The sequence below is a fragment of the Thiorhodococcus minor genome (assembly GCF_010820565.1).
GTDB lineage: Bacteria > Pseudomonadota > Gammaproteobacteria > Chromatiales > Chromatiaceae > Thiorhodococcus > Thiorhodococcus minor.
In genome coordinates, this window is the sequence record NZ_JAAIJQ010000017.1 from 39,985 (window position 1) to 61,329 (window position 21,345).

Genomic DNA, 21,345 nt, shown 5'->3' on the forward strand with positions numbered 1-21,345 from the left:
AGGGTGCCAGGGTGCCAGGGTGCAGAGGCGTGCCAGGATTCCGAGTGACGTACTCAGTCAGCGGCCGGGATCCATTTCGCCAGGGTGTCGTGCAGCAGATCCGGGTCGACCGGCTTGGCGATGAAGTCGTCCATGCCGGCTTCCTCGCAGCGCATCCTGTCATCGTCGAAGGCGTTTGCCGTCATGGCGACGATGGGGACGCGGCTTCCGTTGGCGCGGATCTCTCGGGTCGCCTCCAAGCCGTCCATGACGGGCATCTGCATATCCATGAGAATGAGGTCGAAAAGCTCCTTGCGCGCCTGGGTCACGGCCTCTTGGCCGTCGCTGGCCAGCGCGACGCTGAGCCCGAGCTGGCCGAGGAGCTCCATGGCCACCAGTTGATTGATCTCGTTGTCCTCGACCAACAGGACACGGCTCCCGGCGCGGACGGATTGGATCAGCTGGCTGCTCGGCTCCAGAGACTCTGGGGCGCTGCGCTCGAGGATCACGGTCATCCAGAAACAGCTGCCTTGGCCGAGGACGCTACGCACCCCGACGTCCCCGCCCATCAGGCGTGCCAGCCGCTTCGAGATGGCTAGCCCCAGGCCGGTTCCGCCGTACTTGCGCGTGGTCTGGCTCTCGGCCTGCTCGAAGGCCTCGAAGATGCGGTCGAGGGCCTCCTCGGGGATGCCGATGCCGGTGTCTTCGACCTCGAAGCACACGCGGATCCAGTCGCCGTCGTCCTGGTCGAGCTGGGCGCGGATGGTGACGCTGCCCTGCTCGGTGAAGCGGATGGCGTTGCTGGTGTAGTTGAGGAGGATCTGGCTGATCCGCAGCGGATCCCCCAAGAGCGTCGGACCGCGTAGGCGGGGGTCGATCGCTTGCGCGAGCTTGACCGCCTCGCCTTGGAGGCGCTCGCTCATCATGGTCCGCACGTGGTCGACGATGTTCTCGATGTCGACCGCGGTGTGCTCGATCCGCACCTGCTCGGCCTCGATCTTGGAGAAGTCGAGAATGTCGTTGAGGATGCCGAGTAGATGCTTGGCCGCGGTGACGATGCGGTCGATCCTGTCGCGATGCCCCGCGCTCCTGAGGTCGCGCTGAAGGATGTGGGCGAACCCCAGGATGACGTTCATCGGGGTGCGGATCTCATGGGACATGTTCGCCAGGAAGACGCTCTTGGCCCGGTTTGCCGATTCGGCAAGCTCCTTGGCCACTCGTAGATCGTGGGTCTGCGTCTCGACCAGGCTCTCCAGGTTGTCGCGGTGGACCTTCAGCTCCTCGGCCGTGCGCTGCAGGCGCAGCTGGCTGTCGCGCAGGTCTTGCTCGCGGGTCCTCAGGGCGGAGATGTTGGTCGCCACGACGATGGCGCCCTCCAGCTTGCCGGCTTCGCCGTAGAGCAGGCGCGCATTCAGCAGATAGGGGATCTCGTCCTGCCGGCCCTCACGCCTGAATCCCACTTCCGCCTGCAGATGACCGCCGCTGAAGCGGATGGCGTTGAGCAGGACGGGGCCGGCGAGCGCGTCCGGCAGTATGGCGCGAAAGCCGCGCAGCGCCTCCTGCGACAGGCATCTTTCTAGGTAGTCGCCGATCAGCGTCTGGGTCTGGTAGCCAAGCTCTTTCTCGAGGAGGCGGTTGACCTTGGTGATGCGCCCGTCCGCGCCAAGTAGCACGAAGAGCTCCGCCATGGTGCCGATCGCCCGCTCCATGGCGGCGTTGAGCTGAGCGAGCGCCTTGGAGCGATGCTTCAGCTCTTCCTCTTGCCGCGCTTGTGCCTCGATCAGCAGGTCCAGCGCCTCGGTGCTGCTAATGAGCTCGGCTTCCAAGGTATCCTTGGCCTGACGGAGGACTTCGATCTCGTCCCTCAGCTCGTCTTCCGTCTCCCGCGAGGGATGGAGCCAGCGCTCGCGGATGAGACAGAGGGTCTCGCCGACGGATGCGGCGACTTCGATGGAGAGCCCTGGCGCGAAGGGGGCGCAGGACTCCGTCTCAGCGGCGAGGCAGGTGATGGCCGGAAGGGACTCAAGCGTCTGCCGCGCTGTCGCGAGCAAGCTGCCCACGCCCGCGCCGTGGCTGCCGGTCGAGGCCGGCTCGACTGGAATCTCCTCGGCGGAGAGCTGTTGCAGCTTGCCGGGGTTGTCCCCGACGATGGCATCGACCAGGACTAGCTCCGGGCAATCCTCGAAGAGGCTCAGCGCCTCCAGTCCACGCGTGCCGCAATCGTAGACGCCCGCCCAGTCCGGCAGCTCCAGGCGGCGCAGTGCGGCGGCGACGGCGGGGCCGAAGCCGTCGTCGCCGTGCAGCGGGTTTCCGAAGCAGAGGATGCGCAGCCGCTCAGACACAAGCGTAGGTCTTGCGTGCCTGGCCGATGAAGTGGACGGTGCAGACCAGGCAGGGGTCGTGCGAGCGCACGATGTGGCCGACTTGCACGGGGTCGTCGATGTCAGGGATGCGCAGTCCGATGAGGCTCTGCTCCCAGTGTCCCGGCTGGTCCTGGCTGTCGCGCGGGGAGGCGTTCCAGGCGGTCGGCGTGACGATCTGGTACTTGGCGATCCGCCCGTCCTCGATCCGCACCCAGTGCCCCAGTGCCCCGCGCGCGGCCTCGACCAGGCCGTAGCTCTGACCGTCCGGCCATTTTCCGACCTTGGGATCGACGAAGTGGGGCTCGTCCAGACATCCGCCCAATGCGCTCAGGGTCTCCTGCATGCTCCGCAGCACCCAGGTCGCGCGGCGCAAGCGGGCGAACTGGCGCAGCCAGGTGTTGTCGCCCTCGGCACTCAGCAGGTTGGTGATCAGGGGCTCTGCGCCGACCCGCAGCTCCGCCAGGGGTCCTGTCTGGACCACCTTGTCGCTGTAGCGTGGTGCCTTGGCCCAGCTGTAGTGCCGGGCGTCCGGCTTGTGATCTGGGATGGTCTCGCCCTGCCAGGGGTGGCGGCCGCCGGGGTAGTCGAGAAACCAGCTGTGGCTGACGTGCTCGTTGATACGCGGCTGATCCAGTGGCTCGACGCGACAGGTATCGCCATTGAAAAAGCCTGGCGCAAGGGCTCGGCTACCGTTTGGGGTCGGGCTCAGCCCGAAGCTGAGCAAATGGGGGGAGCCCCGGCCGAGGGTATGCAGTCCGATGGAGCGCGCGAAGCGGGAAAACAGGCCGAGCCCGCCGTCGCGATGTGCCGGGACGCTTTCCAGCCAGGTGAAGAGCTCGGGTCCGCTCGGGACGGCGAGCCAGGTGTCGAGGTCGTCGCCGATGACGTCTTGCTCCATCCAGGCGCGAACGCGCGCCAGCACGTCCTTGGCTTCGAGCAGGCGGTTGCCAGTGGCCGGAAGGGTGACGCCCCCGGGTACCATGTAGCTGGAGTGCGGCCACTGCCCGCCGAAGATGGCGACGAGCTTGAGGACGTTGCGGCTAGCCTCCAAGGCGCCGCGGGCGACCCTGCCCTTGAAGGGCGCGAAGGCTCGGGCGATGACATCGGCCATCGGGTGCCCGGCGTAGCTCGGATGGCAGAAGTCGGGCGTGAAGAAGAGAAATGTCTGGCGCAGGTCGCTCTGTAGCGTCTCCGCCATGAGACAGAGATTGCGGATGTGGCCCGCATGACGCGGCGGGTTGATGCCGGCGAGCTGCTCGAGTGCGCGAACTGCGGCGTAGAGATGCGCCGTGCCGCAGATCCCGCATACCCTGGGTGTGATCACCAGGGCATCGCGCGGCGCGCGCCCGATGAGAATCTGCTCGAAGCCGCGGTATAGGGTCCCGATGCAGCGTGCGTCGACGATGACGCCCTCCTCGACGTCGACCTGCAGCTCGAGGTCGCCCTCGACGCGGTTGAGGTCGATGTCGACAGTGATGCGGGACATGGATCAGGGCTCCATCTTGCGTTCGACGATGCGCTCGGGCGCGGCGGCCTTGGCCAGGTTCTTGTACGCCATGTACCTGGCCCGCGAGACGCCCAGCGGCAGGGCCTTGGGCACGGCCCCGATCCTGGGCGTCGCGAAGAGGTCCCGGTCGGCCGGAAAGCTGGGCGAGGTGCAGCCGAAGCAAGGGACACCCGCGCGCGTCTTGCTGCTTTGACCGTTCCAGAGGTCGGCGTTGCAAGGCGCGGCGGTCAGGGGGCCGCGGCAGCCCAGGCTGAAGAAGAGGCAGCCGCGCCCGCCCAGCACATCGTCCTCGGCGTCGTACTCGTGGTATTCGTTCCTGGTGCAGCCCTGATGGACCATGGTCGAGAAGAAGGCGGCGGGCCGGTTGAGATCATCCAGGGCGATGGGCGCATCCTCGAGCAGCATGGCCAGCACCTTGGCCATGGTATTGGGGTGCGCTGGGCACCCGGCGACATTGATGACAGGCAGTCCGTGCTTGCCGCGCCAGTTCTGACCGAGGAGTCCCCCCGGGGTGGTCTGCATGAATTGCAGGCCCATGCAGTCAGTGGGGTTGGGCGGCGCGGCATGGACGCCGCCGAAGGCCGCGCAGGTGCCCATGGCGACGACCTGCTCGGCGCACTCGGCAAGCGCGCGGACGATGTCGATCTTGGGGCGCGATTTCCAGGTGTCGTAGAGGCCGGAGCCGTTCGGGCCGGTCAGCAGGCTGCCTTCGATGCACAGGATGTCGAGGCGCTCGCGTCCCGTCGTCACGGCCTCGAGCACTGGGCCGAAGCGCGTCTCGGCGGTCAGCGAGGGATGCCAGAGCAGCCGTGCGCCGAAGTGATCGAGGAGCCCTTCCAGCGCGGGACGCTCGGCGCAGAGCAGCGCCATGGAATCTCCGCTGCATGAGCCGGTCTGCATCCAGAGGATATTCTTCATTGGCGACTCCGGTTGCCGCTCACGGCGGCTGAATGCTGCTGACGTCCTGTGGGTTGATCTCGTCCTGGCGTGCGCGCGAGGCAAGAAGTGGCGTCGGCGCGCTCGTCGATCGGCTCGGGGCGTCTTGCGGTGGGGCTTGGGAGTCTGAGCGGGGCTTGCAGCAGCATCGGGCACGACCGATCGTTAGGGCGCGTCGGCCCCTTGGCTTGCCCGTACCGGCGTCGCCGACTTCGGCGTGTCGACGAGAATCTTCGCTGCTTCATCAGTGCCTCCTGCACGCTGAGGGGCGCCGCGTCATCCGAGACGCTCGCCTGACTGGATAAGGCGACTCCTGTCAATTCTCATACCATCTGGCTTGTCTTGACGCCTGCCCTCTGTGTCGCGCCGGCAGTCACATCGCTCGGGGATGCTCCTGCCGGCCCTCCTTGAAGGCGGACCTCAATCCGGCGCCACCTGGTAGACGAATTTCCAGCAATCGCCTAAGTATATCTACCTAATCGCGCCGACGAATGCCGACGGCGTCACACTGGCCCCAAGCTCGACCTAGGTCTCGCCTTTGGCCCAGCGCATCGCGGTGTCGATCTCGCTGGCGTCGAAGTACCTGACCTCAGCGCGCGTGAAGGGCCGGCAGAGCTTTGCCATCCAATGCTCCCATGCCTTGTCGCCGACCAGAGCGATGCGCTCGAAGTTGGAGTAGTGCGCTATGCCCAGTTTGAAGTCATCCCAAGCCGCTTGGAGATCCCAGCCGTGGAAATCATGGAAGTGGGCAAGCAGGCTGATCTTGCCTTCGGCGGCCAGTGCCGCTTCGAGCTCCGGCACGAACGTCTTGTAGTCCTCGTCATGCAGCTTTCCGCTGAGCTTGAAGCCGATAACAGCGCTCGAGCCCGTTTCTATTCTCTCGATCATGGCGTCTACCTCTGCTGAACGTCAGGACGAACCGGCAGTCCACGCGCGCCCGGCCGCTCCGAGGTCGGAGCTCCAACACCGCCGCCGCGAGACCGCACCCTCTTTCCCAGTCTAGTCGGGCTGCAGCCCGCTGCTGATGGCGCTCCACCCGAGCGAAAACGAGGCCAAGCTGCCGTAACACCTGCGACGTCGATCAAGCAAAACGCAACTCGCTGAAAGCTCACTCGGGCCACTATCCTCTCTACTGACAACTGACAACTGACAACTGACAACTGACAACTGACAACTGACAACTGACAACTGACAACTGCCCCCGTCAATACCGCAGCCGCAAGATCCTGAGTCCGCCGCCATCGTCGTGCTCGAGCAGCAGTTGAATCACGCCCGCCTTGGTCACGAGCAGCGATTGGGCGTCCAGATAGCTGACCTGGAAGAGGGCGATGGCCGCGCAGCGGTCGCCCTTGGCGGTCGGCTCGAACTGCAGCTGCTCGAAGGCGATGCGTCGTGCCGAGGTCTTCCTGAACCAGTCCAAGTAGGTCTGACGGATCGCGAACCAGTTTGCGAGGTCGTTCTCCTTGGCGTGAGGGCTGTAGAGCGCCATGAATCGGTCGAGGGTGCCTGCCTGGTAGTTGCGTTGAAAGTGCCGAAGGAGCTCGGGCACGGTGCCGCAATCTCCAGGAGCGGTCGTGACGGCCGGTACGTCCGGCGTTGCGATGGCGGCCGCGCTGATCTGGAGCGGCAGGTCAGGAGCGGCGGGCGGCTCCGGCGGGGTCGGCGGCTCGGCTGGCGGAATGCTGAGTCGGGGTGCGCGCGGCATCGAGGTGGCGCTGCCGCTCCTTGGGGGCTCGGCCGATCGCGCGAGTGACCGGGCATCGATCCCCTGCGCGGCGCTCGGTTGCGGCTCTTCTTGCGGGCTCGATGCGCTCTCTGGTGTGTCAGCGGCGCGATTCGCGTGCTGATCCGGCGCGCTCGCGTGGCCGATGGTTTCCGACGGCTCCTCCTCTGCCGGGCTTGCGATCTCAGGGGCTGGCTGCCTCGTCTGGCTCGGCTTCTTCTCGACTTTTCCTTTCGTTTCTTCTTGTCCAGCCGGCGGTGCGATTCGCGAAGCCCTGTCCTGCCGGTCATCCGGCTGCGGTGCCTGGGAGATTGCGGGCTCCGCCTTCGCATCCGTCGAAACCTTGTGATCAGGCTCCTCGGTCTGCTCCGCCGCGGTCGTGGTCCGTGCCCTCTGGGGCTCTGTGTCCGCTTGATCGTGCCTTTGCTCGGCGGCAGCCGTGGCGGACTGTTTGGGCGCTTCCCCAAGTGGGTGATGGATGATCCTGGGGGTGGGGCGGCTGGGCGTCTCCTCGGGCTGAAGGCCGATGGCGATGATGAGAACGGCGAGGCAGCCGAGGACGCCGACAAGGAGGCCTTGCCTTGCCCTGGACAGGCCGCGTATGCGCTCCGGAAGGGACCTGAGCTCTCCCGGTAAGCGTCGATCCAGCCATTTCCCAAGCGCGGCTAAGCCCTTGCTCCAGCGCGCTCCGGGTCTCGGTGTGGGACCGGATCGGGCTGCGGCCCGCGCCGCTCCCTGGGCCGCCCCCTTGCGATGGCTGTCGAAGGCTCGGTTGAGCAGGTCCGTGCGCCTTGTCGCCCACTTGGTGCGCTCCGGGTGGCGGTCTGGGTGATAGACCTGGACCAAGCGTCGGTAGCGCCCTTTGATGTGAGCCGGGTCGGCGTCGTCCGGCAGCCCCAGCCTCAGGTTGACGCGTCCCTCGGGCCGATCGAAGAGGAGACCGTCGAGGATTCGGAAGGCGCGTCTTGCGGCCTCTTGGCGACTCAGGTGCCGCCTGCCGATGGCGCGATCCAAGTCCCCGACGCGCGGGTGCTCGGGATTGCTCAGCCAAAGGAGCAGGGCGTCGAGATGGGTCTCGATGGCAGGCGAGTCGCGCCCGGTCGAGAGGGATTTGGCGACCTGCTGGGTCCAATGTGCTGCCATCTTTGTAGAGACTCGGTCGGCTGACTCGCGCATCTTTACGAGGCCCCACTATAGCCCGTAGGTGCAGGGGCTGGAGCGGCGCTTGCGCGGGTGGCGCCGCGCTCCACGCAAGGCTCCGCTGCGTCCGCCGCTTCTGCGCTATCCTTCGAGCAGGCCCAATGACCTAGGTGCGTGCGGACCATGATCCAGACTGAGCGCCAGTTTCTGCGCCATCCATCGGACGTCCCCATCAGCTACAGTCTGCGCGAAGTCGTCTTCAGCCAGAGCGACTATCTGCGCAATATCGGTGAGGGTGGTCTCTGCTTCGCCTCGCGGATCCCTATCTCGCCCGGGACCAGGATTCACATCGAGATCCCCATCGCTGAGCCTGCCTTCGAAGCTGATGGCATCGTCGTTTGGTGCAACGCGGCGGATCCGGCCTTCGAGGTGGGCGTTCGCTTCGAGGGCGTCGAGGCCGAGTACGGCATCCGGATGGTGGAGCAGGTCTGCCATATCGAGCACTACCGTCAGCAGGTGCTCAAGCAGGAAGGGCGGTCGCTGACCAGCGAAGAGGCGGCGCTCGAGTGGATTCAGAAGTTCGCGGATCGCTTCCCGCGCTGAGGCCGGCGGGCCGCGTGGCCCCATTGTCCCGGCGCCGCGCGGCTTGGTCTAGCCTCAGGTGATGACGTCTGGCTCGCAGCGTCCCGTGCGCGCCTCGATCTGAGCCAGCTCCCTCGCGATCAGAATGAGCGGCTGCATGGCCGTTTGGGTCTCTTGCTGATGCCGGGCGGGATCCGGCTCGAAATACTCGAGATAGACGCGCAGGGTCGCCCCGGCGGTTCCGGTCCCGGAGAGCCGGTAGACGATGCGTGCGCCGCTCTCGAAGCCGATGCGGATGCCCTGGCGCTCGGACGTGCTGCCGTCGATGGGGTCGGTGTAGGCAAAGTCGTCCGCGTAGCTCACCGTCTGATCGCCCAGCTTTTTGCCGGTCAGGCTCGGCAGCAGGATGCGCAGATGGTCCATGAGACCCTCGGCGGCCTCCAGGTCGACCCCTTCGTAGTCGTGGCGGGTGTAGAAGTTGCGTCCGAAGCGTCGCCAGTGGTCGGTGACGATCTCGGCGACGGACTGCTGGCGCACGGCGAGCAGGTTGAGCCAGAAGAGCACGGCCCAGAGGCCGTCCTTCTCGCGCACGTGGTCGGAGCCGGTGCCGAAGCTCTCTTCACCACAGAGGGTGATGCGTCCGGCGTCGAGGAGGTTGCCGAAGAATTTCCAGCCGGTGGGCGTCTCGAAGCACTCGACGCCAAGGAAGTCGGCGACCCGATTGGCCGCCTGGCTGGTGGGCATGGAGCGCGCGATCCCGCGAATCCCGGTGGCGTAGCCGGGCGTCTGGTGGGCATTGGCGGCGAGCACGGCGAGGCTGTCGCTCGGGGTGACGAAGAAGTTCTTGCCCAGGATCATGTTGCGGTCCCCGTCCCCATCCGAGGCGGCGCCGAAGTCCAGGCCGTCTTGACCTCGTGTTAGGGCGACCAGCTCTTTCGCGTGGGCCAGGTTGGGGTCCGGGTGACCGCCGCCGAAGTCCTCCTTGGGCTCGGCGTTCATCACCGTGCCTGGCATGGCGCCGAGGCGGTTCTCCAGGATCTCGACCGCATAGGGTCCGGTCACCGCGTGCATGGCGTCGAAGCGCATGCTGAAGTGGCCGGAGTTGAAGAGCTGATGGATGGCGTTGAAGTCGAACAGGGACTCCATGAGGTCGGCGTAGTCCGCCACGGGGTCGAGGACATCGACCTCGGCATCACCGAGCTTCAGGGTGCCGAGCGCGTCCAGGTCGATGGCGGGCGTATCCAGCGTCAGATAGCGGTCGATGGTGCGTGTGCGCTCATAGATGGCGTCGGTGACCGACTCGGGCGCGGGGCCTCCGTTCGCGGCGTTGAACTTGATGCCGAAGTCTTCGTCCGGGCCGCCGGGGTTGTGGCTCGCCGAGAGCACGATCCCGCCTCGGGTCTTGTACTTGCGGATGACGCAGGAGACCGCGGGCGTTGAGAAGATGCCGCCGCGTCCGACCAGGATCTTGCTCACTCCGTTGGCGGCAGCCATGCGTAGGATGACTTGGATGGCGTCGCGGTTGAAGTAGCGCCCGTCGCCGCCGACCACCAGCGTGCCGCCCTCGAGATCGGTCTGGGTGTCGAAGATGGCCTGGACGAAGTTCTCCAGGTAGTGCGGCTGCTGAAAGACCTTGACCTTCTTGCGCAGGCCGGAGGTGCCGGGCTTCTGCCCGTCGAATGGCGTCGTTGCGATGTTTTGCGTTTCCATCTTCTAACCCTTGACTTGTGGTCGATCTGCCTTCACTGAGCGGCCAGCGCAAGGCCGGAGGAGGCGGCAACGCGCGCCTCTGGGCGCATGAGCAAGCGTCGCCATGGATGGGGATGGGCCGGTCTCTCGCGCATGCCGCGAGTCGCGCATCGAACGCGAGCATTGTATCCGCGCCCCGCCGTGCGACAATAGCGGATTAACCTCGAGTGCGGGTGCCTTTGTGGTCGGCCCCGCGCGATCGAGCCATCCCGTCAATCAGCCCTAAGCATCCTTAGTTCAAGGTGACGACACAAGATGACAGTAGAAGCGCATAAGGAAACACTGGAGTTCAAGGCCGAGGTCAGCCAGGTGCTGGATCTGGTGATCCGCTCGCTGTACTCGAACAAGGAGATCTTTCTGCGCGAGCTGATCTCGAATGCATCGGACGCCGCAGAGAAGCTCCGGTTCGAGGCCCTGAGCGACGACGGCCTCTATGAAGGCGACGGTGAGCTGCGCATTCGCGTGACCGTCGATCGCGACGCCGGCACGCTCTCCGTTGCGGACAACGGCATCGGTTTGAGCCGCCAGGAAGTGATGGACACCATCGGGAGCATCGCCAGCTCGGGCACGCGCCGCTTTCTCGAGAACATGTCCGGCGATCAGGCCAAGGACAGCAAGCTGATCGGCCAATTCGGCGTCGGGTTCTACTCCGCCTTCATCGTCGCGGACAAGGTGACGCTGACCTCGCGCCGCGCCGGTCTGAGCGCCGAGCACGGTGTGCGCTGGGAGTCCGACGGCCGTGGCAGCTACAGCCTGGAGAACGTCGAGAAGGCCGAGCGCGGCACCGTCGTGACCCTGCACCTGAAAGAGGACGAGAAGGAGTTCCTCGACGGCTGGCGTCTGCGCACCATCATCGGCAAGTTCTCGGATCATATCGCCCTGCCGGTCGAGATGGCCAAGGAGCTTTACGGCGAAGAGGCCGAGCAGAAAAAGGACGAGCCGCCGGAATTCGAGCAGGTCAACCGGGGCACGGCGCTGTGGATGCGCAACAAGTCGGAGATCTCGGAAGACGAGTATCACGACTTCTACAAGCATGTCTCGCACGACTTCGAGGCGCCGCTGACCTATGCCCACAACCGCGTCGAGGGCACCAACGAGTACACCACGCTGCTCTATGTGCCGAAGAAGGCCCCCTGGGACCTCTGGGACCGCGACCAGAAGCATGGCGTCAAGCTCTACGTCCGCCGCGTCTTCATCATGGACGAGGCCGACAAGCTGCTGCCCCACTACCTGCGCTTCGTCAAGGGCATCGTCGACTCCGACGACCTGCCGCTCAACGTCTCGCGCGAGATCCTGCAGCACAATCGCAAGATCGACACCATCCGTCAGGCCAACACCAAGCGCATCCTCGGCCTGCTCGAGACCATGGCGAAGGACGAGGCCGAGAAGTACGGCGCCTTCTGGGACGAATTCGGCAAGGTGCTGAAGGAAGGCCCGGCCGAGGACTTCGGCAACAAAGAGCGCATCGCCGGCCTCATGCGTTTCGCTACCACCCACAGCGACAGCGATCAGCAGCGCGAGTCCCTCGACGGCTACATCGAGCGGATGAAGGAAGGTCAGGAGAAGATCTTCTACATCACCGCCGACAGTGCGGCTGCCGCACGCTTCAGCCCGCATCTGGAGGTCTTCCGCAAGAAGGGCGTCGAGGTGCTGCTGCTCTCCGATCGGGTCGACGAGTGGCTGGTCAGCCACTTGACCGAGTTCAAGGGCAAGCAGCTCCAGTCCATCGCCAAGGGCGATCTGGACCTGGGCGAGCTGGCCGACAAGGATGAGAAGGAGGCTAAGGAGAAGGCGGCGGAAGAGCACGGCTCATTGCTGGAGCACCTCAAGAAGACGCTCGGCGACCGGGTTGCCGACGTGCGCCCCAGCACCCGTCTCGTCGACTCGCCGGCCTGCCTGGTGGTGGGCGAAGACGACATGAGCGCCAACCTGGCGCGCGTCCTCAAGGCCGTGGGCCAAGATGCGCCCGAGACCAAGCCGACGCTGGAGATCAATCTGGACCACCTTCTGGTCAAGCGCCTGGAGGCCGAGTCCGATGACGAGCGCTTCGACGACCTCAGTCTGGTGCTCTTCGACCAGGCTCAGCTCGCCGAGGGCGGTCAGCTGGCCGATCCCGCGGCCTTCGTCGGACGCTTGAACAAGCTGATGCTCAACATGATGATGGCGGGCGGCTGAGGCTCGCTCGAGATCGAAAGCGTCTACCGCACAGGGATGTGCCTGGATAGCAACGGGGCTCGGAGCCCAGCTGCGGCCCTCTTGAGCGGGTCTCCGAGCCCGTATTTGCGCCGTCCGGCTTCTCCGCAGCGAGTCGGTCGGTAAGCTCCCGAGCTGACGGCTTGTGATTCCTTCGGTTGTTTTGGGGGGCGGCGCCCACCCTATGGCCGCAAGCGGTCGGTGGTCCGCCAGGAACAGGCTGTGGCACACTGCCCAGCGCGGAATTAAGAGCAAAGAGGAACAGAGACTATGCGCATCATCCTTCTCGGCGGCCCAGGCGCCGGCAAAGGTACTCAAGCCGGCTTCATCAAGTCGCACTACGACATCCCGCAGATCTCGACCGGCGACATGCTGCGGGCGCACGTCAAGCAGGGCACCGAGCTTGGCAAGGCCGCCAAGAAGATCATGGACGAGGGCGGTCTGGTCTCCGACGACATCATCATGGGCATGGTCAAGGAGCGCATCACCGAGGACGACTGCAAGAACGGTTTCCTCTTCGATGGCTTCCCGCGCACCCTGGCTCAGGCGGACGCGCTCAAGGAGGCGGGCGTGCCGATCGACGCCGTGGTCGAGATCGACGTGCCGGATGAAGAGATCATCAAGCGCATGTCCGGTCGGCGCGTTCACCTGGCCTCCGGGCGCACCTATCACGTGGTCTTCAATCCGCCGAAGGTGGAAGGCAAGGACGACGAGACCGGCGAGCCGCTCATCCAGCGTGACGACGATCGCGAGGAGACGGTCAAGGCGCGTCTCAAGGTCTACCATGATCAGACCGAGCCGCTGATCGGCTACTACTCCTCTTGGGCTGCGCAAGGCGGGGAGGGTGCGCCGAAGTACGTCAAAGTGGACGGCATCGGGACGGTCGACCAGATTCGCGGTCGCATCTTCAGCGGATTGGACGGCGCCTGATTGCGAGCCGAATCAATGCCCCTTTCGGCACAGTGATAACCATGCAGACGCCCGGGTTAGGCCGCAGGGGGCAGGTGTTTCTGTTAGTATCCCCAGCAAATTCATTTACGGGGAGTCACTATGGCCGTTGTTGAGCTTGACGCTGCCAGCTTCGAGAGCACTGTTCAGGATAACGATTTCGTGATCGTCGATTTCTGGGCGCCCTGGTGCGGGCCGTGCCGCTCCTTTGCGCCCGTCTACGAGAAGGTGTCGGAAGATTTCGACGACGTCGTTTTCGCCAAGGTCAATACGGAAGACCAGCAGCAGATCGCGGCCCATTTCCAGATCCGCTCGATCCCGACGCTGATGATCTTCCGCGAGCAGATCATCATCTTCTCGCAGGCGGGAGCCCTGCCGGAAGGCTCCTTCCGCGACCTGCTCAGCAAGGCCAAGGAGCTGGATATGGCCGAGGTGAAGCGCCAGATCGCCGAGCAGCAAGCCGGCCAGAAGGCCTGACCGCTCTCCTTATCACCCTAGGCTGAGCCCCGGCGCTCGCCAGGCAAGGCGTCGCTGGCTCGCTCTCAGATCGCCCCTCCTACCTTCACCATGCCAGGCTCCTTGCCCTGACCACAGATGCAGCGTTCTTTTCTGAAATGGTCAGCTGCCGATCTGCTCGCAGGGCGCCCCGATGTGGGCGTCCTCATGGCTTTGTGCGAGGAAAATTATGCCCTGATGCTGCGTCTGGCGCCCGGTCTTCGGCACCTCTCGGGCGGCTTGGTCTCGACGCAGCGCGGCGCGATCGATCTGCACCTGGAGATCGAAGAGCAGTCGCCCTATACGACCCAGGTGCGCCTGACCCATTGGTTCGGTGTCCATGGCGAGCGCGATCCGCACCCGGATCCGGACGCGCGGTTGCGTGTCTATCACGATGCCCGGCAGATCGAGGTGCTGGATCTGCGGCAGACCGTGCTGCGACTGCGTAAGGACTACGCCCATCCGGCCCTGCTCGACAAGTGGCAGGCCAATCTCTTTCTCTCGAAATGGCTGGTGTTCTGTCTGCGTCAGGGACACCGTTTCGGCGCGGCCGCCTGCCCCGCGCCTGCCGCCGAGCCCGATACGCTGCCGCCCGCCTGTCTCGCCCGCTCCTGAGCCCGCGATGTGTCCATTGCCCCAGCTTTCAACGGCGTATTGAAATGGGGGAATTGTTGACTAATTTAGTTGATTAGTGGCGTGGCGGTAGGTGCGCCGAGACACTCGATCAACGATCAACGATCAACAAGCAGGCACTCTGACCATGAGACTATCCACCAAAGGCAGATATGCGGTGACCGCCATGCTCGACCTTGCCCTGAGCTCGGGCAAGGGGCCGGTGACCTTGGCCGACATCTCGGTCAATCAGGGGATCTCGCTCTCGTACTTGGAGCAGTTGTTCGCCGCGCTGCGGGCCAAGAAGCTGGTTCGCGGTGTGCGCGGCCCTGGCGGTGGCTACTACCTCGGCAAATCCCCAGACGAAATCTCCATCGCCAACATCATCTGCGCCGTTGACGAATGGGTGGAGTTCACGCGCTGCGGTGGGCGCGAGAATTGCCGCGAGGGGCAGCGCTGCTTGACGCATCATCTCTGGGATCAGCTCAGCGACGAGATCTTCCGCTTCCTCAGCGACATCACGCTGCAAGACCTCGTCGACCGCGGTCGGGCCGGTGCCGCGGATTCGGATGGAGCGGGCCTGGGGCTGGGTCACGAGAAGGGGCGCCGCGCCGCCTAGCGGGGGCGGTTGTCCAGTCGCGCATGGGGCCTCGGCCTTTTGGCGGCGGGCCTGTCGCGAGTCACTCTACCGATGGGCGGCACGCATGGGCTGAAATGATCCGGGCGCCAGTGGTATGCTTCGCGGCTTACGCTCGGGCTGGCAAGAGGCGCCTGTCATCCTTGCCGCCCGAGACTCCGAGATCCATCGACGTGATTCGAGTGCCATGGCAAAGCAGCCGGACGGTTTGGTCAGCATCAAGGACTTCGTGCGCTGGGGGGCGAGCCGCTTCAATGCCGAGGGCTTGTTCTTCGGACATGGTGCGGACAACGCGATCGACGAAGCGGCCCAGCTCGTCCTCAGCGCGCTCCATCTGCAGCCGGATCTGCCGGCGACCTTTCAAGATTGTCGGCTGACCGAGGCCGAGCGTGGGACTGTCGTCGAGCTGATCGAACGGCGTTTGACCGAGCGTCTTCCGGCGGCCTATCTGACCGGATGCGCCTGGTTCGCAGGCCTTGAATTTGCCGTTGACTCGCATGTCCTGGTGCCGCGCTCGCCGATCGCCGAGGTCATCGAGACCGGTTTCCATCCCTGGATCGCGCCCGAGGTTATCGGCCGCGTGCTCGACCTCTGCACGGGGAGCGGCTGCATCGGTATCGCCGCGGCGGTCTGGCTGCCGGATGCCGAGGTCGACTTGGTGGACGTCTCTCCCGAGGCGCTGAGCGTCGCGCGTCAGAACGTCGAGCGCCATGGGGTGGGCGATCGGGTGCGCGTGCTCGAATCGGACCTCTTCGACGGCCTGCATGGAAACCACTACGATGTGATCGTCTCGAATCCGCCCTACGTCTCCCGCTCGGAGCTCGAAAGCCTCCCGCTGGAATATCATCGCGAGCCGCGCCTCGGCCTCCTCGGGGGCGACGACGGCTTGGATCTGGTCGTTCGTATTCTGGGCGAGGCGGACCGCTTCCTGACCGACGAGGGTGTCCTCATCGTCGAGGTGGGCAGCTCGGCGGAGACGCTCGAAAGACGTCTTCCCGAGGTCCCCTTCACCTGGCTCGAGCTCGAGCGTGGCGGCGACGGCGTCTTCATTCTGACCCGTGAGCAGCTCGTCGAGAGTCAGCCGCTGGTCGAAGAGGTCCTTGGGCTGTGAGTCCGGGCCGGAGGTGTCGCGCCTGCGCTCGAGACGGCCAGCCACGCATGGCTCCGGCAAGTGAGCACGCGGAAGAAATTCCATTCCATACCCTGCTCAAGCAGATCGACGAGACTCATCCTCGTGGGCTCGATGTCGGCGGGGATGATGCCTGAACAGGCTTTACGCAATAGGCCGACTGGGCGCCGCTGGCGTGCCCCACGGCTGGAGGATTGAACGGTGGAGCAAGGCGTTTCCTTCGACCTTGATTTGATTCGTCGCTACGACCAAAGTGGCCCGCGCTATACCTCTTACCCAACCGCGGTCGAGTTCGACGAATCCTTTGATGGGGCCGCCTATAAGGCGGCCTGCGCGCGCAGCAACGAGAGCGGTCGGCCACTGTCGATCTACTTCCACATCCCGTTCTGCGACACGGTGTGCTTCTATTGCGCCTGCAACAAGATCGCGACCAAGGACCGCTCGCTGGCGCAGCCCTACCTGGATCGCGTCTATCGCGAGCTGGAGATGCAGTCCGCGCTCTTCGACAAGTCGCGCAAGGTCGAGCAGCTTCACTGGGGCGGCGGCACGCCGACCTTCTTGAGCAACGACCAGATGGTCGAGCTGATGGAGGTCACGCGCCGTCACTTCACGCTTGCCGATGACGACGTCGGCGAGTTCTCGATCGAGATCGACCCGCGCGAGGCGGACGCCAAGTCGATCAAGATCCTGCGCGAGATCGGCTTCAACCGCATGAGCCTGGGTGTACAGGACTTCGACGACCGGGTTCAGACCGCGGTCAATCGCGTCCAGACCGAAGAGCAGACCATGGCGGTGCTCAACGCGGCCCTGGACGAGGGCTTCCGGTCGATCAGCATCGATCTCATCTACGGGCTGCCCTTCCAGACGGTCGAGAGCTTCTCCAAGACCCTGGAGCGGGTCATCGCGGTCAATCCCCAGCGCCTGTCGATCTTCAACTACGCGCATTTGCCGGAGCGCTTCAAGCCCCAGCGCCGCATCAACGACGACGATCTGCCCGCGCCCGAGGTCAAGCTCGACATCCTGCAGTCGACCATCGCGCGCCTCACAGATGCGGGCTACGTCTTCATCGGCATGGATCACTTCGCGCGCCCGGACGACGAGCTTGCCGTGGCTCAGCGTGCGGGGACCCTCTATCGCAACTTCCAGGGCTACTCGACCCACGCCGACTGCGATCTCATCGGCATTGGCGTGACCTCCATCGGCAAGGTCGACAACACCTACGGCCAAAACCGTCGTGGCCTGGACGAGTATTACGCGGACATCGACGCGGGTCGTCTGCCCGTCTTCCGCGGCATCGAGCTCAGCCGCGACGACCTCATCCGCCGCGACATGATCACCCAGCTCATCTGCCACTTCGAGCTCGATATGCGCGCCGCCGAGGTCAGGTGGGATCTCCAGTTCGCGGACTATTTCGCCGATAGCCTGGAGAAGCTGAAGGGCATGGAGGCGGATGGCCTGGTGGAGGTGACTGCCGACAAGATTCGCATCCTGCCGCGCGGCCGTCTCTTGGTGCGCAACATCTGCATGACCTTCGATGCCTACCTGGCGGCCAAGACAGGCCCCATCGGGTTCTCCAAGGTCATCTGATCTCCGCCGCCTCGCATGGGCGTTTCACCACCACGCCCGGGTATCCCCGGGCGCTTTCGCGAGACGGCGTCGCGCCGCGGGGGTGCGGTCTGCATCTTCGGCGATGCCGGAGACTGGTCGTTCGAGGCGCTCGATCGCGCCTCGGACGGCGTCGCGGCGGCCTTGGCGGAGCAGGGCATCGCACCTGGCGATCGCTTGGGGCTGCTGTGCCCCAACGGCGCCGATTTCGTCATTGCCTATCTGGGCATCCTCAAGGCTGGGGCGACGGTCGTCCCGCTGAATCTGCTGCTCAATCCCAAGGAGGTCGCCTTCATCCTTAAGGACAGTGATGCCAAGGGGCTCATCTATCACCACGCCTTCTGCGAAATGGCTGCAGAGGCGCTGGCTGCTCGGCCGGGGGTCGCGCTGCGCGTTCGTATCGGCGGTGATCCCGACGCTGAGGCGCTCGCCTTCAGCACGCTGGCCGCGCATTCGGGCGCGCCGCCCGAGCTGGATTCGGACGCGGCCGAGGCCGTGGCCGCGGTGCTCTACACCTCCGGCACGACGGGGCGTCCAAAGGGCGCCATGCTCACCCATGCCAACCTGCTCGCCAATGCCTCGAGCGTCGCGCGCGCCTTGGATTTTCGTGCTGACGACCGTGTGCTCGTGGTGCTCCCGATGTTCCATGCCTTCGCGGCCACGGTCGGCATGCTGACCCCGCTCCTGCATGGCTGCGGCCTGGTGCCGGTGGGGCGCTTCGAGCCCAAGCTGGTCAGTCAGGCGATCGCGGACCACGAGGCGTCCGTCTTTCTCGGTGTGCCGAGCATGTACGCGGTCCTCTTGCGACTCGATGATGCCTCGGTGTCGGCGTGGCGCAGTCTGCGTTTCTGCGTCAGTGGGGGGGCGGCCATGCCGGCGGCCGTGATGTCGGCCTTCGAGGAGCGCTTCGGCGTGCCTGTGCTGGAGGGCGACGGTCCGACGGAGTGCGGCCCTGTTACCTGCGTCAATCCCCTGTCCGGGCCGCGCAAGCCCGGGTCGGTCGGCCTGCCCGTGCCGGATGTCGAGATGACCATCCGCGACGCGACGGGGGCGCAGCTCGATGACGGCCAAACCGGCGAGGTCTGCGTGCGCGGCCCGAGCGTCATGAAGGGCTACCTCAATCTCCTGGAGGCGACCAGCGCCAGCTTCTTCGCAGGCTGGTTCCGTACTGGCGACCTCGGCTATCGCGATGCAGATGGCTACTTCTATCTGGTCGATCGCCTCAAGGACCTCATCATCACCAACGGGATGAATGTCTATCCACGGGTGATCGAAGAGGTGCTCTACCGGCATCCGGATGTCGTCGAGGCGGCGGTCGTCGGAGACCCGGACGCCCGTCATGGGGAGGTGCCCGTCGCGCACCTGACCCTGAGCCCCGGCTGCTCGATGAGCGCCACGACGCTGCGCGCCTATTGCCGTGAGCATCTCGGTCAGCACGAGATTCCGCGTCGCTTCGTCTTTCACGAGGCGCTTCCCAAGAGCTCGACCGGCAAGATCCTCAAACGCGAGCTGCGTCGCTCGGGAGAGCGCGAGCGCGGCGTCGCCCTTTCTTCCGCAGCCGAATCGCCCTCCGCGTCACGCCATTGATGCTTGGAGCCCTCTCCGGCAACAGGCTATACTGAACGGCTTTTGGAGGCGCGGACGGTTGCCCGCGCCAGTTCCCCATTCACTGTGCGGGCCGCACCACCAGGCAGCGCCTGCTGGAGAGAATCAATGCAAGTATCGGTTGAAGCGGGCGAGGGGCTCGAGCGCCGGATGAAGATCGATCTGCCCTTCGAGCAGGTCTCCGACGAGGTCGAGAAGCGTCTGCAGAAGTACGCGCGCAGCGCACGGCTCCCAGGTTTCCGTCCGGGCAAGGTGCCGATGAAGGTCTTGAGGAAGCGCTATGGGGAGCAGCTCCACCACGAAGTCCTCGCGGACATGGTGCAGTCGAGCTTCATGGAGGCCCTCAATCAGGAGTCTCTCCAGCCTGCCGGCATGCCGCACATCGAGCCCGATTTCGATCTGCAGGAGCAGCGCGTCGGATTCACCGCGACCTTCGAAGTCATGCCGGAGTTCGAGCTCGGCTCGGTCGCCGATAAGGTCGTGAAGCGCCCCGTGGCGGAGGTGGCCGACGCCGACCTGGATGCCATGATCCAGCGGCTGCGCGAGCAGCGTAAGGCTTGGAATCCGGTCGAGCGCGCGGCGGAGAAGGGCGACCAGCTGACGATCTCCTTCACGGGCACGGTCGACGGCGAGGCCTTTGAAGGCGGCTCTTCCTCCGGCGTCACGCTCGAGCTGGGGTCGGGGCGCATGATCCCGGGCTTCGAGGAAGGCCTGGTCGGCGCCGCGCCGGGCGAGAGCCGCGTGCTGGATCTGACCTTCCCCGACCCCTACCAGGCGACGCACCTGGCGGGTAAGCCGGTGCGCTTCGAGGTCATGGTCGACGCCGTCGCCGAGCCTGCGCTGCCCGAAGTGGACGCGGAATTCGTCAAGGGCTTCGGTGTCGAGGATGGCGATGTCGAGCGCTTCATGTCCGATGTGCGGGCCAACATGGAGCGCGAATTGAAAGATCGCATCCAAGCCCGCACTAAGGAGCGGGTAATGGACGCTCTGCTCGAGGCCAATGAGATCGCAGTCCCCGAGGCGCTGGTGGAGCAGGAGATCAAGGCCATGGGCGAGCAGATGCGCCAAGCCATGGGCGGGGCGGAGATGCAGCTCCCATCGGAGCTGTTCGCGGATGCCGCCCGCCGTCGCGTCGCCCTCGGCTTGATTCTAGGCAAGGTGGTGAAGGACAACGACATCACGGCCGATGAGGGGCGGGTGCGCAAGATGGTCGAGGAGATGGCATCGACCTATGAGCAGCCGCAGGCGGTCATCGACTACTACTACGGCGATCGCTCGCGCCTGAGCCAGGTGGAGACCTCCGTCCTGGAAGAGCAGGTCGTCGAGCTGATCCTCGAGCAGGTCAAGGTCGAAGACGAGCCGCTCTCGTTCGACGCGCTCACGCGCTCGGAGTCCGCGAGCGATCAGGCCGCAGCCTAGCCCTGACCGGACGAGCCGCGGGCGATTAGCCGACTTTCAATCCTTACGCTTCAGGAAGCTGGATCATCCATGACCACACCTTCGAGTCGCACTGAATGGCAGCCGCAAGGCTTGGGGCTGGTGCCCATCGTCGTCGAGCAGACGGCACGCGGGGAGCGCTCCTTCGACATCTACTCCCGGCTGCTGAAAGAGCGGGTGGTCTTCGTGGTCGGACCGATCGAGGACCACATGGCCAACCTCGTGGTGGCGCAGCTTCTCTTTCTCGAATCCGAGAACCCGGATAAGGACATCCACCTCTACATCAATTCGCCGGGTGGCTCGGTGACCGCCGGGCTGGCGATCTACGACACCATGAGCTTCGTTCGCCCCGACGTCAGCACCATGTGCATTGGTCAGGCCGCAAGCATGGGCGCGCTGCTGCTTGCCGGCGGCGCTGCGGGCAAGCGTCATTGTCTGCCGCACTCGCGCATGATGATCCACCAGCCGCTCGGCGGTTTTCAGGGGCAGGCGACGGATATCGACATCCATGCCCGAGAGATCCTCTACATTCGCGAGCGGCTCAACCACATCCTCGCCTCGCACACGGGTCAGCCCATCGAGAAGATCGCGGACGACACGGAGCGCGACCGCTTCATGAGCGGTGACGAGGCCCAGGCCTACGGCCTGATCGACAAGGTGATCAGCGAGCGCGGCCCGGCGCCGAGCAAGGCTTGAGGTGGGGCG

17 protein-coding genes are annotated in these 21,345 nt (G+C 65.2%); 11 read left to right on the plus strand and 6 right to left on the minus strand.

The genetic code is table 11. The features are described 5' to 3' along the window. Positions 1 to 53 precede the first annotated feature (53 nt). The 5 genes from G3446_RS07835 to G3446_RS07855 form a co-directional block, all read right to left on the minus strand. A complete protein-coding gene (locus G3446_RS07835; protein WP_164452271.1) occupies positions 54 to 2,321 on the minus strand; it encodes a hydrogenase maturation protease in 2,268 nt (755 codons plus the stop codon). Continuing rightward, positions 2,314 to 3,828, minus strand: coding sequence for a nickel-dependent hydrogenase large subunit (locus G3446_RS07840; protein WP_164452272.1), 1,515 nt, complete (start codon positions 3,826 to 3,828; stop codon positions 2,314 to 2,316). Before G3446_RS07840 ends, G3446_RS07835 begins: the two co-directional genes overlap by 8 nt. A gap of 3 nt (positions 3,829 to 3,831) precedes the next feature. After that, positions 3,832 to 4,767, minus strand: coding sequence for an NADH-quinone oxidoreductase subunit B family protein (locus tag G3446_RS07845; protein ID WP_164452273.1), 936 nt, complete (start codon positions 4,765 to 4,767; stop codon positions 3,832 to 3,834). A gap of 543 nt (positions 4,768 to 5,310) precedes the next feature. Next, positions 5,311 to 5,673 carry a SpoIIAA family protein gene (locus G3446_RS07850; protein WP_164452274.1) on the minus strand — a complete coding sequence of 121 codons (363 nt, stop codon included), beginning with the start codon at positions 5,671 to 5,673 and terminating at the stop codon, positions 5,311 to 5,313. Positions 5,674 to 5,989: 316 nt separating this feature from the next. After that, a complete protein-coding gene (locus G3446_RS07855) occupies positions 5,990 to 7,651 on the minus strand; it encodes a DnaJ domain-containing protein (protein ID WP_164452275.1) in 1,662 nt (553 codons plus the stop codon). A gap of 180 nt (positions 7,652 to 7,831) precedes the next feature. On the opposite strand from G3446_RS07855, the gene G3446_RS07860 reads away from it, so the two are divergent. Beyond that, complete coding sequence (locus G3446_RS07860) at positions 7,832 to 8,251, plus strand: PilZ domain-containing protein (protein WP_164452276.1); 420 nt, start codon at positions 7,832 to 7,834, stop codon at positions 8,249 to 8,251. 54 nt (positions 8,252 to 8,305) lie between these two features. On the opposite strand, the gene G3446_RS07865 is transcribed toward G3446_RS07860, so the two are convergent. Beyond that, complete coding sequence (locus G3446_RS07865; RefSeq protein WP_164452277.1) at positions 8,306 to 9,940, minus strand: alpha-D-glucose phosphate-specific phosphoglucomutase; 1,635 nt, start codon at positions 9,938 to 9,940, stop codon at positions 8,306 to 8,308. Between the two features lie 294 nt (positions 9,941 to 10,234). Here G3446_RS07865 and htpG point away from each other — a divergent pair, with 294 nt between their 5' ends. From htpG to clpP, 10 genes are all read left to right on the plus strand, one after another. Continuing rightward, positions 10,235 to 12,154, plus strand: a complete 1,920-nt coding sequence (gene htpG / locus G3446_RS07870; protein ID WP_164452278.1) for a molecular chaperone HtpG — start codon at positions 10,235 to 10,237, stop codon at positions 12,152 to 12,154. 288 nt (positions 12,155 to 12,442) lie between these two features. Further along, positions 12,443 to 13,102 carry an adenylate kinase gene (gene adk / locus G3446_RS07875; RefSeq protein WP_164452279.1) on the plus strand — a complete coding sequence of 220 codons (660 nt, stop codon included), beginning with the start codon at positions 12,443 to 12,445 and terminating at the stop codon, positions 13,100 to 13,102. A 120-nt stretch (positions 13,103 to 13,222) separates the two neighbouring features. Next, on the plus strand, positions 13,223 to 13,597 hold the full coding sequence (gene trxA / locus G3446_RS07880; protein WP_164452280.1) for a thioredoxin: 375 nt from the start codon (positions 13,223 to 13,225) through the stop codon (positions 13,595 to 13,597). 117 nt (positions 13,598 to 13,714) lie between these two features. Beyond that, the gene (locus G3446_RS07885) at positions 13,715 to 14,230 is read left to right on the plus strand and encodes a DUF1249 domain-containing protein (protein WP_164452281.1); all 516 of its coding nucleotides are present in this window, start codon (positions 13,715 to 13,717) and stop codon (positions 14,228 to 14,230) included. Positions 14,231 to 14,375: 145 nt separating this feature from the next. Next, positions 14,376 to 14,846: an Rrf2 family transcriptional regulator gene (locus tag G3446_RS07890; protein WP_164452282.1), complete on the plus strand. Its 471-nt coding sequence runs from the start codon at positions 14,376 to 14,378 to the stop codon at positions 14,844 to 14,846. A gap of 205 nt (positions 14,847 to 15,051) precedes the next feature. Continuing rightward, the gene (prmB, locus tag G3446_RS07895; protein WP_164452283.1) at positions 15,052 to 15,975 is read left to right on the plus strand and encodes a 50S ribosomal protein L3 N(5)-glutamine methyltransferase; all 924 of its coding nucleotides are present in this window, start codon (positions 15,052 to 15,054) and stop codon (positions 15,973 to 15,975) included. A 219-nt stretch (positions 15,976 to 16,194) separates the two neighbouring features. Next, positions 16,195 to 17,580, plus strand: a complete 1,386-nt coding sequence (gene hemN / locus G3446_RS07900) for an oxygen-independent coproporphyrinogen III oxidase (protein ID WP_164452284.1) — start codon at positions 16,195 to 16,197, stop codon at positions 17,578 to 17,580. A 15-nt stretch (positions 17,581 to 17,595) separates the two neighbouring features. Next, positions 17,596 to 19,185 (plus strand): long-chain-fatty-acid--CoA ligase, encoded by a 1,590-nt coding sequence (locus tag G3446_RS07905; protein ID WP_164452285.1) that lies wholly within the window; start codon positions 17,596 to 17,598, stop codon positions 19,183 to 19,185. 126 nt (positions 19,186 to 19,311) lie between these two features. Next, entirely contained in the window at positions 19,312 to 20,622 is a 1,311-nt protein-coding gene (tig, locus tag G3446_RS07910; protein WP_164452286.1) for a trigger factor, read from the plus strand. A gap of 69 nt (positions 20,623 to 20,691) precedes the next feature. Next, the gene (clpP, locus tag G3446_RS07915) at positions 20,692 to 21,336 is read left to right on the plus strand and encodes an ATP-dependent Clp endopeptidase proteolytic subunit ClpP (RefSeq protein ID WP_164452287.1); all 645 of its coding nucleotides are present in this window, start codon (positions 20,692 to 20,694) and stop codon (positions 21,334 to 21,336) included. The last annotated feature ends 9 nt before the right edge of the window (positions 21,337 to 21,345 follow it).

What these genes read in the sequence shown, in the direction of transcription:
- G3446_RS07840 (WP_164452272.1), bottom strand. Translation starts at nt 3,828, where the DNA reads ATGTCCCGCATCACTGTCGACATCGACCTCAACCGCGTCGAGGGCGAC.
- G3446_RS07845 (WP_164452273.1), bottom strand. Translation starts at nt 4,767, where the DNA reads ATGAAGAATATCCTCTGGATGCAGACCGGCTCATGCAGCGGAGATTCC.
- G3446_RS07850 (WP_164452274.1), bottom strand. Translation starts at nt 5,673, where the DNA reads ATGATCGAGAGAATAGAAACGGGCTCGAGCGCTGTTATCGGCTTCAAG.
- G3446_RS07855 (WP_164452275.1), bottom strand. Translation starts at nt 7,651, where the DNA reads ATGGCAGCACATTGGACCCAGCAGGTCGCCAAATCCCTCTCGACCGGG.
- G3446_RS07860 (WP_164452276.1), top strand. Translation starts at nt 7,832, where the DNA reads ATGATCCAGACTGAGCGCCAGTTTCTGCGCCATCCATCGGACGTCCCC.
- G3446_RS07865 (WP_164452277.1), bottom strand. Translation starts at nt 9,940, where the DNA reads ATGGAAACGCAAAACATCGCAACGACGCCATTCGACGGGCAGAAGCCC.
- htpG (WP_164452278.1), top strand. Translation starts at nt 10,235, where the DNA reads ATGACAGTAGAAGCGCATAAGGAAACACTGGAGTTCAAGGCCGAGGTC.
- adk (WP_164452279.1), top strand. Translation starts at nt 12,443, where the DNA reads ATGCGCATCATCCTTCTCGGCGGCCCAGGCGCCGGCAAAGGTACTCAA.
- trxA (WP_164452280.1), top strand. Translation starts at nt 13,223, where the DNA reads ATGGCCGTTGTTGAGCTTGACGCTGCCAGCTTCGAGAGCACTGTTCAG.
- G3446_RS07885 (WP_164452281.1), top strand. Translation starts at nt 13,715, where the DNA reads ATGCAGCGTTCTTTTCTGAAATGGTCAGCTGCCGATCTGCTCGCAGGG.
- G3446_RS07890 (WP_164452282.1), top strand. Translation starts at nt 14,376, where the DNA reads ATGAGACTATCCACCAAAGGCAGATATGCGGTGACCGCCATGCTCGAC.
- prmB (WP_164452283.1), top strand. Translation starts at nt 15,052, where the DNA reads ATGGCAAAGCAGCCGGACGGTTTGGTCAGCATCAAGGACTTCGTGCGC.
- G3446_RS07905 (WP_164452285.1), top strand. Translation starts at nt 17,596, where the DNA reads ATGGGCGTTTCACCACCACGCCCGGGTATCCCCGGGCGCTTTCGCGAG.
- tig (WP_164452286.1), top strand. Translation starts at nt 19,312, where the DNA reads ATGCAAGTATCGGTTGAAGCGGGCGAGGGGCTCGAGCGCCGGATGAAG.
- clpP (WP_164452287.1), top strand. Translation starts at nt 20,692, where the DNA reads ATGACCACACCTTCGAGTCGCACTGAATGGCAGCCGCAAGGCTTGGGG.